18 protein-coding genes are annotated in these 15,477 nt (G+C 64.0%); 5 read left to right on the forward strand and 13 right to left on the reverse strand.

The window, feature by feature from the left end; all coding sequences use genetic code 11:
- Window positions 1-7: 7 nt before the first annotated feature.
- The 3 genes from ACIQUI_RS19450 to purU are packed head-to-tail and all read right to left on the reverse strand — an operon-like array spanning window position 8 to window position 3,005.
- On the reverse strand, window positions 8-1,249 hold the full coding sequence (locus ACIQUI_RS19450) for an FAD-dependent oxidoreductase (RefSeq protein ID WP_403201701.1): 1,242 nt from the start codon (window positions 1,247-1,249) through the stop codon (window positions 8-10).
- Window positions 1,231-2,142, reverse strand: coding sequence for a bifunctional methylenetetrahydrofolate dehydrogenase/methenyltetrahydrofolate cyclohydrolase FolD (gene folD / locus ACIQUI_RS19455; protein WP_403201704.1), 912 nt, complete (start codon window positions 2,140-2,142; stop codon window positions 1,231-1,233). Before folD ends, ACIQUI_RS19450 begins: the two co-directional genes overlap by 19 nt.
- Window positions 2,139-3,005, reverse strand: a complete 867-nt coding sequence (gene purU, locus ACIQUI_RS19460) for a formyltetrahydrofolate deformylase (RefSeq protein WP_403201707.1) — start codon at window positions 3,003-3,005, stop codon at window positions 2,139-2,141. The genes folD and purU overlap by 4 nt, the downstream gene beginning before the upstream one ends.
- Before the next feature lie 294 nt (window positions 3,006-3,299).
- On the opposite strand from purU, the gene ACIQUI_RS19465 reads away from it, so the two are divergent.
- The 4 genes from ACIQUI_RS19465 (at window position 3,300) to ACIQUI_RS19480 (ending at window position 5,916) form a co-directional block, all read left to right on the forward strand.
- On the forward strand, window positions 3,300-3,701 hold the full coding sequence (locus ACIQUI_RS19465) for a hypothetical protein (protein ID WP_403201709.1): 402 nt from the start codon (window positions 3,300-3,302) through the stop codon (window positions 3,699-3,701).
- Window positions 3,702-3,791: 90 nt separating this feature from the next.
- Window positions 3,792-4,013 (forward strand): MbtH family protein, encoded by a 222-nt coding sequence (locus ACIQUI_RS19470; protein WP_003256222.1) that lies wholly within the window; start codon window positions 3,792-3,794, stop codon window positions 4,011-4,013.
- Window positions 4,010-4,729: a thioesterase II family protein gene (locus tag ACIQUI_RS19475; RefSeq protein WP_403201712.1), complete on the forward strand. Its 720-nt coding sequence runs from the start codon at window positions 4,010-4,012 to the stop codon at window positions 4,727-4,729. The genes ACIQUI_RS19470 and ACIQUI_RS19475 overlap by 4 nt, the downstream gene beginning before the upstream one ends.
- A 134-nt stretch (window positions 4,730-4,863) precedes the next feature.
- Window positions 4,864-5,916 (forward strand): DUF1615 domain-containing protein, encoded by a 1,053-nt coding sequence (locus ACIQUI_RS19480; RefSeq protein WP_403201714.1) that lies wholly within the window; start codon window positions 4,864-4,866, stop codon window positions 5,914-5,916.
- 124 nt (window positions 5,917-6,040) lie between these two features.
- Here the strand turns inward: ACIQUI_RS19480 and ACIQUI_RS19485 are convergent, their stop codons facing one another.
- From ACIQUI_RS19485 to ACIQUI_RS19525, 9 genes are all read right to left on the reverse strand, one after another.
- Complete coding sequence (locus tag ACIQUI_RS19485; RefSeq protein ID WP_403201717.1) at window positions 6,041-6,904, reverse strand: metal ABC transporter substrate-binding protein; 864 nt, start codon at window positions 6,902-6,904, stop codon at window positions 6,041-6,043.
- Window positions 6,901-7,800: a metal ABC transporter permease gene (locus tag ACIQUI_RS19490; RefSeq protein WP_403201720.1), complete on the reverse strand. Its 900-nt coding sequence runs from the start codon at window positions 7,798-7,800 to the stop codon at window positions 6,901-6,903. The genes ACIQUI_RS19485 and ACIQUI_RS19490 overlap by 4 nt, the downstream gene beginning before the upstream one ends.
- A complete protein-coding gene (locus tag ACIQUI_RS19495) occupies window positions 7,797-8,546 on the reverse strand; it encodes a metal ABC transporter ATP-binding protein (RefSeq protein ID WP_403201723.1) in 750 nt (249 codons plus the stop codon). The genes ACIQUI_RS19490 and ACIQUI_RS19495 overlap by 4 nt, the downstream gene beginning before the upstream one ends.
- Window positions 8,543-9,445: a metal ABC transporter substrate-binding protein gene (locus ACIQUI_RS19500; RefSeq protein ID WP_403201726.1), complete on the reverse strand. Its 903-nt coding sequence runs from the start codon at window positions 9,443-9,445 to the stop codon at window positions 8,543-8,545. Before ACIQUI_RS19500 ends, ACIQUI_RS19495 begins: the two co-directional genes overlap by 4 nt.
- Before the next feature lie 16 nt (window positions 9,446-9,461).
- On the reverse strand, window positions 9,462-10,031 hold the full coding sequence (locus tag ACIQUI_RS19505) for a DUF6162 family protein (protein WP_403201729.1): 570 nt from the start codon (window positions 10,029-10,031) through the stop codon (window positions 9,462-9,464).
- Window positions 10,028-10,348 (reverse strand): hypothetical protein, encoded by a 321-nt coding sequence (locus tag ACIQUI_RS19510; protein WP_391136409.1) that lies wholly within the window; start codon window positions 10,346-10,348, stop codon window positions 10,028-10,030. Before ACIQUI_RS19510 ends, ACIQUI_RS19505 begins: the two co-directional genes overlap by 4 nt.
- Entirely contained in the window at window positions 10,345-10,884 is a 540-nt protein-coding gene (locus ACIQUI_RS19515; RefSeq protein WP_403201731.1) for a thiamine pyrophosphate-binding protein, read from the reverse strand. The genes ACIQUI_RS19510 and ACIQUI_RS19515 overlap by 4 nt, the downstream gene beginning before the upstream one ends.
- Window positions 10,881-12,074: a PepSY-associated TM helix domain-containing protein gene (locus tag ACIQUI_RS19520; RefSeq protein ID WP_403201733.1), complete on the reverse strand. Its 1,194-nt coding sequence runs from the start codon at window positions 12,072-12,074 to the stop codon at window positions 10,881-10,883. The genes ACIQUI_RS19515 and ACIQUI_RS19520 overlap by 4 nt, the downstream gene beginning before the upstream one ends.
- 177 nt (window positions 12,075-12,251) lie before the next feature.
- A complete protein-coding gene (locus tag ACIQUI_RS19525; RefSeq protein ID WP_403201735.1) occupies window positions 12,252-13,586 on the reverse strand; it encodes a lysine N(6)-hydroxylase/L-ornithine N(5)-oxygenase family protein in 1,335 nt (444 codons plus the stop codon).
- A 174-nt stretch (window positions 13,587-13,760) separates the two neighbouring features.
- Between ACIQUI_RS19525 and ACIQUI_RS19530 the strand changes: the two genes are divergently transcribed.
- A complete protein-coding gene (locus ACIQUI_RS19530; RefSeq protein WP_403201737.1) occupies window positions 13,761-14,207 on the forward strand; it encodes a hypothetical protein in 447 nt (148 codons plus the stop codon).
- Between the two features lie 156 nt (window positions 14,208-14,363).
- On the opposite strand, the gene pbpG is transcribed toward ACIQUI_RS19530, so the two are convergent.
- Window positions 14,364-15,290, reverse strand: coding sequence for a D-alanyl-D-alanine endopeptidase (gene pbpG / locus ACIQUI_RS19535; RefSeq protein ID WP_403201739.1), 927 nt, complete (start codon window positions 15,288-15,290; stop codon window positions 14,364-14,366).
- Window positions 15,291-15,477: the final 187 nt, after the last annotated feature.

A 15,477-nucleotide genomic window follows, 5' to 3' on the forward strand; every position in this document is an offset into this window, starting at 1 on the left:
GTTGCTCCTAGTGGCTGGCCGCTGTGGCGCCCATTTCGTTGACTTGCTGGAAGCGGCTAAAGCGCTCCAGGGCGAACGGGGCGATCATTTCGGGGACCTTGCCACCGCTGGCGACCAGCTCGGCCATGGTCTTGCCGCAGATGGGCGTGGCCTTGAAGCCCCAGGTGCCCCAGCCGGCATCCAGGTAATAGTTGCCCACCGGCGACAGGCCCATGATCGGGCTGTAGTCAGGGGTCATGTCGGTGCTGCCGGCCCACTGACGCATCAGCTTGGCGTTGGCCATGAACGGGAACATCTCGATGGCATGCGCCAGCAAGCTTTCCTTGAGGTCGAGGGTGGAGCGGGTGTTGTAGAGCGGATAGGGGTCGGAGCCGCCGCCAAAGACGATTTCGCCACGGCTGGTCTGCTGTACGTAGCAGTGCAGCGCCGATGAACTGACCAAAGGGTCGAGGAACGGCTTGAACGGCTGGGTGACCATGGCTTGCAGCGGGTAGGTGTGTATCGGCGCGCGGATGCCGGCCTTGGTCATCAACAGCGAGCTGGCGCCGGCCACTGCTTGTACCACGCAGCCGCACTGCACCGTGCCACGGTTGGTTTTGACTGCTTCGATGCGGCCATTGCGAATCAGCAGGTCCTGCACTTCGGTCAGTTGGTGGATTTCCACCCCACGTTTGGCCGCCTGTTTGGCGTAGCCCCAGGCCACGGCGTCGTGGCGCGCGGTGGCGCCGTCGATGTGCCACAGGCCAGCCAAAACCGGCAGATGGCCCGGGTCGAGGTTGAGGCTGGGCACCAGTTCGCGGATCTGCTGGCGGTCGATCATTTCGGTACGGCCACCGAAGTGCTTGTTGACCTCGGCGCGCTGGCGGCAGGCACGTACTGTGGCATCGGTATGCGCCAGGGTGAGTTGGCCGCGCTCGGAATACATGATGTTGAAGTCGAACTCGTTCGACAGGTTCTGGAACATGCGCACCGATTCGGCGTAAAAGCGCACACCCTCGCTGGTGAGGTAGTTGGAGCGGATCACCGCCGTGTTGCGTGCGGTGTTGCCGCCGCCCAGGTAGGCCTTTTCCAGCACGGCGACATTGGTAATGCCGTGGTACTTGGCCAGGTAGTAGGCGATTGCAAGGCCGTGGCCGCCGCCGCCGATGATCACCACGTCATAGCGTGGCTTGAGTTCGCACGGCGGCGGCAGGTCGACCTCCACCGGGTAGTCGGCGCTCAGGCCGTATTTCAGCAGGGCGAAAGGCATGCGGTGCGCTCCTGGTGGCTGGCCTGTTGCTGCAGGTCGAGGGCGAGCAGGGTGTTTTTCATCAGGTAGGCGATGGTCATCGGGCCGACGCCGCCAGGTACCGGGGTGATGCCGGCGACCTGGGGCAGGGCGGCGGCAAAGTCGACATCGCCGACCAGGCGGCTGTGGCCGCCCTCTTCGATGCGGTTGATGCCGACGTCGATCACCACTGCGCCGGGCTTCAGCCAGTCGGCACCGATCAGGCGCGGCTTGCCTGCCGCCGCCACCAGGATGTCGGCCAGGCGGCACAGCGCAGGCAGGTCGTGGCTGCGCGAATGCACCACGGTTACCGTGCAGTCGGCTTGCAGCAGCAGGGCGGCCATGGGCTTGCCGACGATGTTCGAGCGGCCCACCACCACCGCATGCTTGCCGCGCAACTCGCCACAGGCGTCGCGCAACAGGCGCATGCAGCCACTGGGTGTGCACGGGGTAAGCCCATCGCGGCCCTGGGCCAGGCCTCCGACGTTTTCGCTGTGGAACCCGTCCACGTCCTTGAGTGGGTTGATGGCCTGAAGTACCCGGTGCTCGTCGATGTGCGCGGGCAGCGGCAGTTGCACGAGAATGCCGTTCACCTCGGTGTCGCGGTTAAGGCGGTCGATCAGGGTCAGCAACTGGGCCTGGGTAGTGTCGGCGGGCAGGCGATGTTCCAGCGAGCGAATGCCCACTTCGTCGGCGCGCAGCACTTTGTTGCGCACATACACCTGGCTGGCCGCGTCGGCACCTACCAGCACCACCGCCAGGCCCGGTTGCACACCGCTTTGGCGCAACGCCTGCACCTGTTCGCGCACCTCGGCCAGCACCCGCGCTGCGGTGGCCTTGCCGTCGATCAGCTTGACGCTGGGGATGGCGTTCATTTGAAGATCACCGTGCGGTCGTGGTTAAGGAATACCCGGTGTTCAAGGTGGTACTTGACGGCGCGGGACAGGGCGATGGTTTCGGTGTCGCGGCCGATGGCTACCAGGTCGTCCGGCGCGTAGGCGTGGTCCACCCGTTGCACTTCCTGCTCGATGATCGGGCCTTCGTCCAGGTCGCTGGTCACGTAATGGGCCGTGGCGCCGATCAGTTTGACCCCGCGCTGGTAGGCCTGGTGGTACGGCTTGGCACCCTTGAAGCCGGGCAGGAACGAGTGATGGATGTTGATGGCCCGGCCAGACAGCTGTCGGCACAGGTCGTCGGAAAGGATCTGCATGTAACGCGCCAGCACCACCAGTTCGGTGCCGGTGTCCTCGACGATGCGCAGCAGTGCGGCTTCCTGTTCGGCCTTGGTGTCCTTGGTGACCGGCAGGTAGACGAAGCGGATGCCCTGGCGTTCGGCCATCGGGCGCAGGTCCAGGTGGTTGGACGCCACGGCGGTGATCTGCATGTCCAGCTCGCCCTTGGCATGCCGGTACAGCAGGTCGGACAGGCAGTGGTCGAACTTGCTCACCATCAGCAGCACGCGCATCGGCCGGGCGCTGCTGTGCAGGCTCCATTGCATGTCGAAGCGCCGGGCCACGTCGGTAAAGCCGGCCTCCAGCTGCGGCGTGTCGCCTGTGGTACCGGTGTTGTAGCGGAACACTGCGCGCATGAAGAAGCGCCCGTTGTCCTCGTCGTCGAACTGCGCCATCTCGCTGATGTAGCAACCGTGCTCGGCCAGGTAAGTGGTCACCGCAGCGACGATGCCGGACACGGCCGGGCAACTGACGCGCAGGATGAAGTGATCGGGAGCGGGGGGCATGTCGGATAGGCCTCGTGATGGAGTGGGGCAGGTCGGGCACAAGGGCAAAAGAAGCTTCGCGACGAGGCGAAGGTTGTTTCTTGGTAGGAATATAAATTTCCTTTAGTCGATTTATAGGCGAAGAGAGGGGTGACGGTCTAGAGGGTTGTGAAATTTTTTATCCTGACAGGAAAGTTTTTGCAGCCATTCGCGGGCACGCCCGCTCCCACAGGGGGAGTGGAGCTGTTGGCATTTCACCTCACCTGTGGGAGCGGGCATGCCCGCGAAGAGGCCAGTACAGGCTATGCTTGCAGCATGAGCACACCACCTCCTTTGCGCCAACCTTGCCCCCCTGGCGCCTGCATCTGTGGTCGCGAACAACTGGCTGATCACTCGCAGGCCGCCCAACGCATCCTCCTGCTGACCCGCCAGGAAGAAAAACGCCTGCTCGAACGCCTGGAAAACCTCAAGGACCTGGAGGACCTGCAACGCCTGCAGCAACGGCTGTACGAAAACCTCGGCATCCGCGTGCACATTGCTCCCGGGTTCAACGAGGTGCGCACCATGCGCGGCATCGTCATCGAGCTGGATGACCAGCCAGGGTTGTGCCGCAGGACCCGGCAATCAATCCCGGCAGCGATCCGGCGCGGGCTGGAGCGTAATCCGCAAGTGGCTTTCCGCCTGCTCGATGCACACGACCTGTTGCATGACGCCTGAAACGTTAATTTTTCGATGGCCGGTTACGTCTACTTGAAAGCCCCCCTGCGCCACGCGCACTGCGGCATTCATCATTCAAGGAGACAGGCAATGACTTCCGTTTTCGACCGCGACGATATCCAGTTCCAGGTAGTGGTCAACCACGAAGAGCAGTACTCGATCTGGCCCGACTACAAGGCCATCCCCAACGGCTGGCGTGCGGTGGGCAAGAGCGGCCTGAAGAAGGACTGCCTGGCCTACATCGATGAAGTCTGGACCGACATGCGCCCACTGAGCCTGCGCCAGAAAATGGCCGAAGCCGCCGCCCAGTGACTGCACTGAACCTGCTGTGCCTGCCGTATTCCGGGGCCAGCGCCATGGTCTACAGCCGCTGGCGGCGCAAGCTGCCGGCCTGGCTGCAGGTACGCCCGGTAGAGTTGCCCGGGCGTGGCGCGCGCATGGCCGAGCCGCTGCACACCGACATGCAGGCCCTGGCCCGGCAACTGGCCAGCGAGCAGCGCCTGGCGGCCAGTGCACCCTATGCGCTGCTTGGGCACAGCCTGGGCGCGCTGCTGGCGTTCGAGCTGGCCCATGAACTGCAAGCGCTGGGCTGCCCGTCACCATTGGCCTTGTTCGCCTGCGGTACCGCAGCGCCGACCCGGCGCGAGGATTACGACGGCAAGAACTGGCGCGAGCCCAAGAGCGATGCCGAGCTGATCAGCGAACTGCGCGAACTTCAGGGCACGCCCGAGGAAGTGCTGGCCAACGCCGAGCTGATGAGCCTGACCTTGCCGACCTTGCGCGCGGACTTTCTGCTATGCGGCACCTATGCCTACCGCCAGCGACCGGCGTTGCAGTGCCCACTGCACGTGCTGGGTGGCGTGGACGACCGGGCCAGCGACGAGCAACTGCAAGCCTGGCGCAAAGAATCCCACGGCGATTTCTCGCTGCAGATGTTCCCGGGTGGCCACTTCTTCATCCACGAGCATGAAGACCGCGTGCTCGATGCGTTGACGGCATCGTTGCAGCCGCTTCGGTTGTCTGCCTGATTGACGTCACTGCGTCCCTGGGGGAGGCTAGGCCTTTCTCCAGGCAAGGGGCAGACAATGTCGATCGATCAACACACGGCCGCAATGCTGGTCGGTGAACAGCCCTGAACGGCCGGTTACTGGCTGCCGGGTTGATGGCGCTGGCGCTGCTGCAAGGCTGCGCCGGGCGACGTGAGGAAGTGCCCGAAGCGGATCCGGCCAAGGTCCGTGCACAGTTGTTGCGGTTGCTGCCAGCCCAGGCCAAGGACCGCGAAGGTTGGGCCCGGGACATTCAAGTCGCCTTTGAAGCGCAGCGCATCGCCCCCAGCAAAAGCAACCTGTGCGCCGTGCTGGCGGTGACCGAGCAGGAGTCCACCTTCACTGCCGACCCGCAGGTGCCCAACCTGGGGCGAATTGCCCGCGAGGAAATTGACCGTCGTGCGGCGCGGGTGCACATTCCCAGGCTACTGGTAGACGGTGCGCTGAAAACGCCGTCGGGCAATGGCCAGAGCTACCAGCAGCGCTTGCAGGCGGTGCGCAGCGAAAAGCAATTGAGTGAACTGTATGACGAGGTCATTGCCCGCGTGCCACTGGGCAAGACGTTACTGGGCGGGCTCAACCCGGTGCATACCGGCGGGCCGATGCAGGTCAGCATCGACTTCGCCGAGAAGCATGCGCAGGGTTACCCCTACAGCCACGATGGCAGCATCCGCCAGGAGGTGTTCAGCCGGCGTGGCGGGATGTACTTCGGTATCGCCCACCTGTTGGGCTACCCGGTCAACTACGAGCGCCAGCTGTACCGGTTTGCCGATTTCAATGCGGGTTGGTACGCCAGCCGCAACGCGGCATTCCAGGCCGCTCTGAGCAAGGTGACCGGGGTGACGCTTGCCCTGGACGGCGACCTGGTCGCACCGGGTGCGATCATGCCCGGGGCCACCGAACTGGCAGCGCGCAAGCTGGGTGGGAAGCTTGGGCTGCGTAACCCGCAGATCCGCAGCCAGCTGGAGGAGGGCGACAGCTTGGCGTTCGAGGACAGCAAGCTGTACAGCGGGGTATTTGCTTTGGCAGATGCCAAGGCCGGTAAGCCGGTGCCGCGGGCGGTACTGCCCGGCATCGAGCTGAAGAGCCCGAAGATCACCCGCAAGCTGACCACGGCCTGGTTTGCCGGGCGGGTGGATGAGCGTTACCAGCGGTGCATGAAGCGGTAGCAGTGTGTTCCTGTACCGGCCTCTTCGCGGCTAAAGCCGCTCCCACAGGGATGTCACCGGGCCATATGGCTGCGCGGTCCCTGTGGGAGCGGCTTTAGCCGCGAAGAGGCCGGTACAGGCGAGATCAGCTTTCGGCCAATGCCCCAACCACCTGGCCGACGCTAGCCTTAAGCCCTGCAAACGCATCTTCAGGGTCACTCTCCACCACCACCAGCTTCGCCCCGGCCGCCTTGATCACCTCGGCCACCGCCGCGTCCGGCTGCCGGTGGTCCAGCACCAGTGCTACATCCTGCGCCTTCAGGTTCTCACCCAGCGCCTTGAGCGCGGCAGCATCCCACTCGGCCGGCAGCGGCTGCTCAACCACGTCCAGATTCAACCCGCTGGCCAGGTAGCCCAAGCGTTCGGACAGGCTGACCACCGTCAGGTTGTCGACCTTGGCCAAACGTGTCTGGCTGCTGGCCGTAAGCTCCAGCAACTGGCGCTTGACCCCGGCCAGGTTGCTCTGGATCTTCGCTTTGTCATCCGGTGCCAGCCGCTCCAGGTCATTGGCCACTACATCGGCCATGCGCCCGAGGTTGGTCGGGTTGAGCCAGGGGTAGGCGCCATAGGCATCGTCACCGGTGACGGCAATGCCTGGCAGTGCGCCATCCACCGGCCGCGCAGCATCGATCTCGACGATACGGATGTTGCTGCGCCGGGCCATCGGGTACAGCGGGTCGTCACGCCAGATCGAGCGCACGCCGATCACCGCGTCGGCCTGCTGTGCGGCTTTCTCCAGGCCGGGGCCACCGCGCGAGCTGAAATACGAGGGCTGGCGGCTGGCTGGCAGGTTTGCCGGTGCCGCACGCTTGAGTTGCACCGCCGTCCCGTCGAGCAAGGCACTGGCCAGGCTGTGGGTAACGGGCAGGGTGGTCAGCACTTGCGTGGCATAAGACAGCGACGGCAGGCCGGCCAGGGCCAGCGCCAGGGTCAGGCGTTTCAGGTTCATGCCGGGTTTCCTTGCAGGCGGGGGACGAGGGCGCGGGCCAGGGCGGCCAGGGCAAAGCAGATGCCGGCAACCAGGATGATCGCGGCGCCTGACGGCACTGGCAGGTCGAAAACGATCGGCAGCAAGATGCCAAACAGGGTGCTGACGGTGGCAATCAGCACCGACAGGAAGAAAAAGCCCTTCAGCGATTGACTGACCAGGCGTGCGGCAGCAGCGGGGATGACCAACAGCGCACCGACCAGAATGGCCCCGATCACCTTCACCGCGGCCACGGTCACCAGGGTTACCAGCACCACGAACAGGTAGTCCAGGGTTTTCACCGCCACCCCGCGCACCGCCGCCAGTTGCGGGTTGAAACTGGCCAGCATGATGCGGTTGTACAGCGGTATGGCCAGCGCCAGCACCAGCACCGCAACAATACCCAGCACCACCAGGTCCTGGCCGCTGACGGTCAGCACCGAGCCGAACAGCACGTTCTCGAGGATGTGCACGTTGATCTTGCCCGCCAGCATCAGCAGCAGGCTGGCGCCCAGCGCCAGCGATACCGACAGGAACACGCCGATCAGTGTGTCCGGCGACAGCCCGGTACGGTTACGCAGGAAGTTGAGCAGGATGCCGAACAGCAGGCAGTAGCCAAACAGGCTGCCGTAGGGGCCGGTGTAGGGTTCACCGAGCAGGATGCCGATAGCCACGCCGGTCAGCGCGGCATGGCCCACGGCTTCCGAGAAGAAGGCAAAGCGCTTGACCACCACCAGGGTGCCCAGGCCGCCCAGTACCGGCCCGATCATCAGGCCGGCCAGCAGGGCATTGACCACGAAACCGTAGGCCAGTGCCTCGGGCAGGTAGCCGGCGGTGGCCCAGTCCTGGACCAGTTGGCGAAATGCTTCGAAACTCATGAGGCAAGGCTCTCGCTACGCGGATGAACGGAGAACAGGCCGAGCAGGCGCTCCGGGGTCAGGGCCTGGGCGGGCGGGGCGTCGAACAGTACCTGGCGGCTCAGGCCGGTTACCCGGTCGGCCAGGCGCAGCACCGCTTCCAGGTCGTGTTCGATCCACAGCACGGTGGTGCCGGCCTGGCGCCAGCCTTGCAGCAACTGTTCGAACACCTGGATACCGGCTTCGTCGAGCGCCGACATCGGCTCATCCAGCACCAGCAGCTGCGGCTCGGGGATCAGGCCCTGGGCCAGCAGCACACGCTGGCGCTCGCCGCCGGACAGCGCACCCATGCGCCGCTTGCGCTTGTCGAGCATGCCGACCCGCGCCAGAGCGGCATCGATGGCCGGTTGTACGCGCCGCGACAGGCCGAGGAAGGCCGGGCGGCGCTGGCACATGGCAGCCATGAAGTCATCGACTGTCATCGGCAGGCCGCGGTCGAACTCCAGCGCTTGTGGCACATAGCCAATCACTTCACGCTCGCCTGGCCAATGCAGGGTCAGCTGGCCCTGGTGCGGCATTTGCCCGAGCAGGGTCTTGATCAGCGAGCTCTTGCCACCGCCGTTCGGGCCGACGATGGCGTGCACGCTGCCTGCCGCCACGCCGAAGCTGACCTGTTCGAGGATGCGTGTGCGGCCCAAGGTCAGGTCGATGCCGCTGAACTCGATGCGTGGCCCACTGGCTGCTACCAGGTTGGCGGCGGCAGTCATGCGCGGTTCTCCTGAATGGCGCGCACCACGGTGTCGAGGTTGCGCTTCATCTCCACTTCGTACTTGTCCTTGGTGTATTCGCCATAGGAAATGTGCGTCAGCGGATACAGGCGCACGCCGGATTCACGCTGGATGGTTTCGACATAGGCTGACGGAAAGTCCATTTCCGAGAAGATTACCCGCACGTCCAGGGCCTTGAGCTGGTCGATGGTCTTTTTCAGCTGGGCAGGGCTGGGCTCGATGCCATGGGCCGGCTCTACCACCGCGGTAACCTCCAGGCCGAAGTCGCGCACCAGGTAGTCGTAGGCAGCATGGATGGTGGCAACCCGGAACGTGGCGCCAGGCGCTTCGGTGACCTTGGCCAGGGCCTCGGCGCGCAGGGCTCGCAGGCGTTTGGCATAGGCACGGGCGTTTTGCGTGTACAGCTTGGCGTTTTCCGGGTCGAGCTTGCCCAGCTCGCGGGCGATGTTGTTGACCTGGGCGATGGTGGTGCTGATCGACAGGAAGGTGTGCGGGTTGACCACCTTGCCGGCACCGCGCGCGGCAATGCCGGTGGCCGCCAGCAACGGTACGTTCTGGTTGGCCTCGATGGTGGCGATGTCGGGCTTTTCGCTGGCGGCGATCATGCGGTCGGCGAAGTCGTCATGGCCAACGCCGTTGAGCACCACCACGTCCAGGGTGCCGATGCGCTTGATGTCCTCGGCCCGTGGCTCGTAGGCATGCGGGTTGAAGCCCGCCGGAATCAGCGGTACCACTTCGGCCTTGTCGCCAACGATGTTGGTCACGTAGCTGTAGTAGGGGTGCAGGGTGATGCCAATACGCAGCGGCTTGCCATTATCGGCCAGGGCCAGTGCCGGCAGGGCGAAGGCCAGGAGCAGGGCGAGGGCGGAGCGAAGCATGGGGGAGTCCTTGGGTTCAGTGACGGTGTTCGCGGGTAACCCCGGCGTCGTAGTGGCTGACCACCTGCTGCCAGCCCGCAGCGATCAAGGCCGCCTGGCCGAGGTCGTCGGGGATGACGGCAGCGCTGTCGCGGCGCAGCCAGACATCGGCCTCGCCCGTGCTCTCGGCCGGCAGGATCAGCAGCAGGCTGCCGGCGACTTCAGGGGCCTGGCTGCGGCCCAGGTAGGCACCGGGCTCCAGCCACGACCACTGGTGCCCGCCACGGCTCTGGCTGCCGGCATCCACCACGAACGGCGGCAGGCCTTCTTCGGCCAGGGCTTGCACGCTGGGCGCGGCAGCGTTTTCTTCACGCAGCAGTTGAATCTCGTCGAAGGCTACCCGCAGGTCGGTATACAGGCCTTGCTCGGCGGCGGTGAGGTCGCGGCGGGCGTCGATCTGGTGGCTGGCGATGGCCTGCTCGTCCTCGCGCTCGCCACGCAGCAGCACCACGCCGGCGGCCAGCACCACGATCAGCAGGCTGGCCAGCAGCACGTACAGGGTTTCGTGCCCGGCGCCGGCCGGGCGAATCACTTGTGCGCGGCTCATGGCTGGGCGATATCGGCGTAGTCGACTTCCACCACGTGCCCAGGGCCGGCATCGAACAGCACGTAGAACTCACCGTCCGGGCGCTTGAAGGTGAGCGTCGAGTCATCCCCCAGCTTGCCGCCGACCAGCACCTGCTCGTCATAACCGATCACGTCCAGGGTTACCCCGGGGGCACCGCTGCCGTCCGAGAAGCCGCCTGTGCACTTGACCTGACCGCTGGCCAGCTCTTCGCATTCGCACATCGGGTTGTGCGCCAGGGCGGGGCCGGCAGCCAGCACCAGCAAGGGCAGGGCGAGGGTTCGCATCAGGTTTTTCATTTCTTGCCTCCTTGTTTTTCAAGCCAGGCCACGGTGGCCGGCGATGCCTTGGCCAGGGGGACCGACGCCTGGTGCATGCTGCCGTCCCAGCCCTCCAAGGTGATCCAGATTTGCGCGTCGGGTTTGGTGCGGGGCGGGATGGGCAGGTTGGTGCCCATGTTGTACGGCGCGCCGAAGAAGATGGTGCCGGCAGCGCGCAGGCTGCGCGGTTTACCGATGCGCAGGTAGGCCGCCTTGACATCCTGGATGCAGGCCTTGCACAGCGCTGCGTTAAACGACTTGAAGTAGCCGGCCGGGCCGTCGGCGCGTGGCGCCTCGTCGCGCAGTTCGGCCAGGTTGAGGCTGTACGGGCCGACCTGGATGTCGCTGATCACATTGGCACCAAGGCCGGCGTCGCCACGGAACAACTTGGCATCGGCGAAGTATTTGGGCATGAAACCCAGTGGTATGAGGATCAGCAGGATGTTCAGGTGAAAACGCCACTTCAGCCACAGTTGCTTCAACGGGCTGGCGGGCAGGGCTTGGGCCTGGCTCATGGGCGGATCTCCACGGTGGTTTCACTGTGTGCGGCACGTGGCGCGCGCTCGCTGCGCTTGAGGGCGGCGGCGGTGGCCTGGGCGGTGCGTTTGGTCCAGATCAACAGGCCGCTGAACACCATCAGGGTGAGGATCAGGCCGAAGAAGAACCACACCAGCTTGATCGGCAAACCGCCGAAGTCGCCGGTGTGCAGCGGGCGCATCGACTCGGTGACGAACTCCAGGGTCGAGCGGTCGCTGATCAGGAACTGGCTGTCGACGTTGCGGGTATAAGGGTTCACCGAGGCGCTCTGGAACATCAACGGGTACCAGCCGGGGCCGGACAGGGTGACATGGCTGTAGGCGGTGGCGGGTAGCGAAATGAAGTTGATTTCCAGCCCCGGGATTGCCAGCCCGGCAATGCGTGCGGCTTCGTCCAGGTCAATGCGCGGGGCCGGGCTGCCATCCTGTGTTTGCGGCACGTCCTCTCGGGCAATCACCGGCACGATGGGGCGGCTGGAAATGGTGATGTGGTTGTCGAACAAGATCGCCTGGATCAGGAACCAGGTGCCGGTAATGGAAATGACCGCAATGAACCAGATCGACCACACCCCGGCCAGGCGGTGCAGGTCGCCCCAGAAAATCCGCGAGCCGTGGCCGGTGCGCACAGGCTTGAAGAAGCCTTTCCAGAACTTCTTGTACACCACCAGCCCGGTCACCAGCGAAGCCAGCATCGGCAGGCCAAGCAGCGACACCAGGTACCAGCCCCAGCTGAAGCCATTGGTGAACGGTACCAGCCACCAACCGTGCAGGGCGCGGGTGAAGGCCTCGAAGTTGAAGTCGGGCGTCTTGCCCTGGATGGCACCGGTATAGGGGTTTACATACAGCGTCGGGCTGGTGCCGTCAGGCAGGGTGACATTGGCTTTCACCGCAAAGTGCGAACCGTCCGGTTGGCTCAGGCGCTCCACCACCATGTCCGGCTCGGCCTTGTGCAAAGCCTCCAGCACCTGCTGGAAACTCATGCGCTCGACGTCGCTGTCGGGTTTGTTGGCACGTACCGCCGGGTCGGCGAGCCAGACGATTTCCTGGCTGACCACGGCAAGCATGCCGGTGAAGCAGACGATCAGCACAAAGAACCAGATCGGCAGGGCGAGCCAGCTATGGACCAGGAACCACAGCCTGGATTTGGATTTTTTTGGTGATTTGGCCATCAGACAGTCTTCTGCAATGGGTGGTCGAGCGTATGCCCAACCAAAGGGGGCTGTACTGATAAGGACGAATGAGAATTGAAAACCTGCCGTTTTAAATGCAAGCAAATGTTTCGAAAAGCACAAGGCCGGCCTGCGCGCGAGGCGACAGGCCGACCTTGAAGGGCTGTAGCATAGGCGTTAGGCGCGGTTCAGGGCCACGGCTGGTTGTACCTTGCCAGGCAGCTGCGCCAGGTCCTGGTAAAGCGCACGGCCAATTTCCGCGGCGCGGGCCGGCAGTACCGAGAGCAGGGTGTCGCTCAGGCCGTGGCTGTTTTCGCAGAAACCTTGCAGGTACACCGAGGCTTGCAGGTCGGGGCTGGCCAGCACGCGGTAGTTGCGGTCGACGCTGAAATCGTCCAGGTAGCCGGCCAGCGGCGCCAGCAGGTCGCGGTGCGACCGGCGCTCGTAGCCGGTGGCGAGGATCACGGCGTCGTAGCGGTGGGTTTGCTGCTGGCCGGTGGCGAGGTCGCGCAGGGTCAGCTCCAGGCCCTCGCGGGTGGCAACCACGGCTTCCACCTGGCGACGGCACAGCACGTTGTGGCGGTGTTGGTGGGCAACCTTCTGCCGGTAGAGGATGCCGTAGATGCGCTCGATCAGGTTAAGGTCAACCACCGAGTAATTGGTGTTGTGGTACTCGCCCAGCAGCTTGCTGCGCTGGTCGGCCGGCTCGTTGTAGACCAGGTCGGTGTAGTCCGGCGAGAAGATTTCGTTGACGAACGGGCTGTCGTCGGCCGGCTTGAGCGCCGAACCGCGCAGGATCATGTCGACTTTCACCGACGGGTAGCTGTCGTTGAGGTCGATGAATGCCTCGGCGGCACTCTGGCCCGAACCGATCACGGCGATGCGCATTGGCTTGCCATCGGTGCACGGCAGTTTGTTCAGGCTGCTCAGGTACTGAGAGTGGTGGAAAACACGAGGGTCGTCCTTGAAGGCGCTGAACTTTTCCGGGATTTTTGGCGTGCCGCCGCTGCCGACCACCACTGAACGGGTGCGGCGGCTGTATTCACGGCCCTGAGCGTCGCGTGCGACCACGCGCAGGTGCTCGACCCTGCCGGCATGCACTTCAGGCTCGATGCGCAGTACTTGCTGGCCATACACCGCCTGGGTAGCGAAGTGTTCGGCTGCCCAGCGCAGGTAGTCGTTGTACTCCAGGCGGCAGGGGTAGAAAGTGCCGAGGTTGATGAAGTCGGCCAGCCGCTGCTTCTGGTGCAGGTAGTTGACGAAGCTGTAGGGGCTGGTGGGGTTGCGCAACGACACCAGGTCCTTGAGGAACGAGATCTGCAACTCGCTCTGGGTGGCCAGGGTTTCGCCGTGCCAGCGGTAGTCCTGCTGCTTGTCGATGAACAGTGCGTCGAGGGCATGGCCCTGGGACTCGGCGAGCTCCTCCAGGGCGATGGCCAAGGCCAGGTTGGAAGGGCCGAAGCCCACGCCGATCAGATCTTTGATGGTTTCCTGCTGTGAGGACTGGCTCATGGCTGCGATTCCCTGAATGGTCGAATATGGACGCCCGCCGGGGCTCCGGCTCCTGCGCAAGTACATGAGGTGGAACGAGCCAGCCGGGGGGGAATTTAAGCGGGCTAAAGATCTGCGTGGGCTAGCCGATAGGGTGGTTACGGCAAGGACTGTTCTTTCGGCCAAGGAATCGACATGAGCGCAATTACAGCAAGCAACCTGATGATCAACGGCGTTTCGGCACAGACGCTGAGTGCAAATGCAGCGACCGAGCGCGAGCAGGCCAAACAGGCCGGCGAGGCACTGGGGCCCTTGAGCATCAGCAGTGACAGCATGAAAGTGTCGGCGGGTAGCCAGGCGCAAGCCGCAGACACTGAAGACAGCGGCGAATCGGAATCCATGAAGGAGCTGCGTCAGCTGATCAAGGATTTGCAAAAGCAGCTGGCCGAGGAGCAGAAACAGCTGGCTGCGCTGCAAAACAGCAAGATGGACGAGGCCGCCAAGGCGGCTGCGGTGGGTGCCAAGCAGGCAAGCATTGCCACCCTCAACGGGCTGATCATGGCGGCTACGGCGCAGTTGCTGGAGCTGTTGCAGCAAGAAGGTGGCAGCAGTTCGGGCGGGATGGTGAGCGCAACGGCCTGACGAGCTTGCAAAAATGACCCGCTGACACGGCCTCTGTGGGAGCGGGTTTACCCGCGAAGAAGCTGGCGCGGTGGATGGCACCAGCTTTGCCGGTGTTCGCGGCTAAAGCCGCTCCCACAGAAACCGCGACAGCTTCTCCACTTCCGGCGGCGATGGTTACTCCGCCACCATCCGTCCCTTGCCCTGGCGGTCAGCCTTGTACTGCATGGCCACCGCTGGCGCCGGCTTGGCAGCGCCGGTTTCCAGCCACTGGCGCATGCGGCTGGCATCGGCAAAGTGGGTGTACTTGCCGAAGGCATCAAGGATGACCATGGCCACCGGACGGTTGTCCATGCGGGTCAGTAGCACCAGGCAATGACCGGCTTCGTTGGTGAAACCGGTCTTGGTCAGCTTGATGTCCCAGTTGCTCTTGTTCACCAGGTGGTCGGTGTTACGGAAGCCCAGCGTGTAGTTCGGCTTGCGGAAGGCTACGGTCTTCTCGCGGGTGGTCGACAGCTCGCTCAGCATCGGGTACTTGCGCGAGGCCATCAGCAGCTTGGCCAGGTCGCGGGCGGTGGATACGTTCTGTGTCGAAAGGCCGGTCGGCTCGACGTAGCGGGTGTGTGCCATGCCCAGGCTACGGGCCTTGGCATTCATTGCCTTGATGAACGCCGGGTAGCCGCCGGGGTAGGCGTTGGCCAGGGAGTTGGCAGCGCGGTTTTCCGACGACATCAGGGTAATCAGCAAGGTTTCACGGCGGTCGAGCTGGCTGCCCAGACGTACGCGCGAATACACGCCTTTCATTTCCGGGTTGTTGGCAATGGTCATGGTGAGCATCTCATCCATGGGCAGCTTGGCATCCAGCACCACCATTGCGGTCATCAGCTTGGTCACCGAGGCAATGGGCACCACTCGGTCGGCATGGCTGGAGTACAACTCCTGGTTGGTGTTCAGGTCGATCAGCAGGGCGCTGCCTGAAGCCAGATGCAGCTTGGACGGGTCGCGTTGAACCTGGGCCGGGGGTTGTGCAGCAGCGGTCGACGGTAGGGTCGCAGTTCCTGTGAGCAACAGCAGCAGGCTGAGGATGGACAGGGATGTTTTCACGTTGAGGCTCACTAAAAGTTGGTATGTCGTTGGCTGTGCAAGGGTTTTCCCCCTAAAACCGCTGCATTGTGGAGTATGGCCCAAACGCTGTCGAATGCCTTATGACTAAAGGGCGCAAGGTGAAGGAAATTTAATCCTGTACCTGTTCTATACCAATTACGTTCGTTTCCAGCTTCGCCAGTTCGGC

The organism is Pseudomonas sp. NPDC090592 (genome assembly GCF_044769185.1).
In the GTDB taxonomy this organism is placed as follows: Bacteria; Pseudomonadota; Gammaproteobacteria; order Pseudomonadales; family Pseudomonadaceae; genus Aquipseudomonas.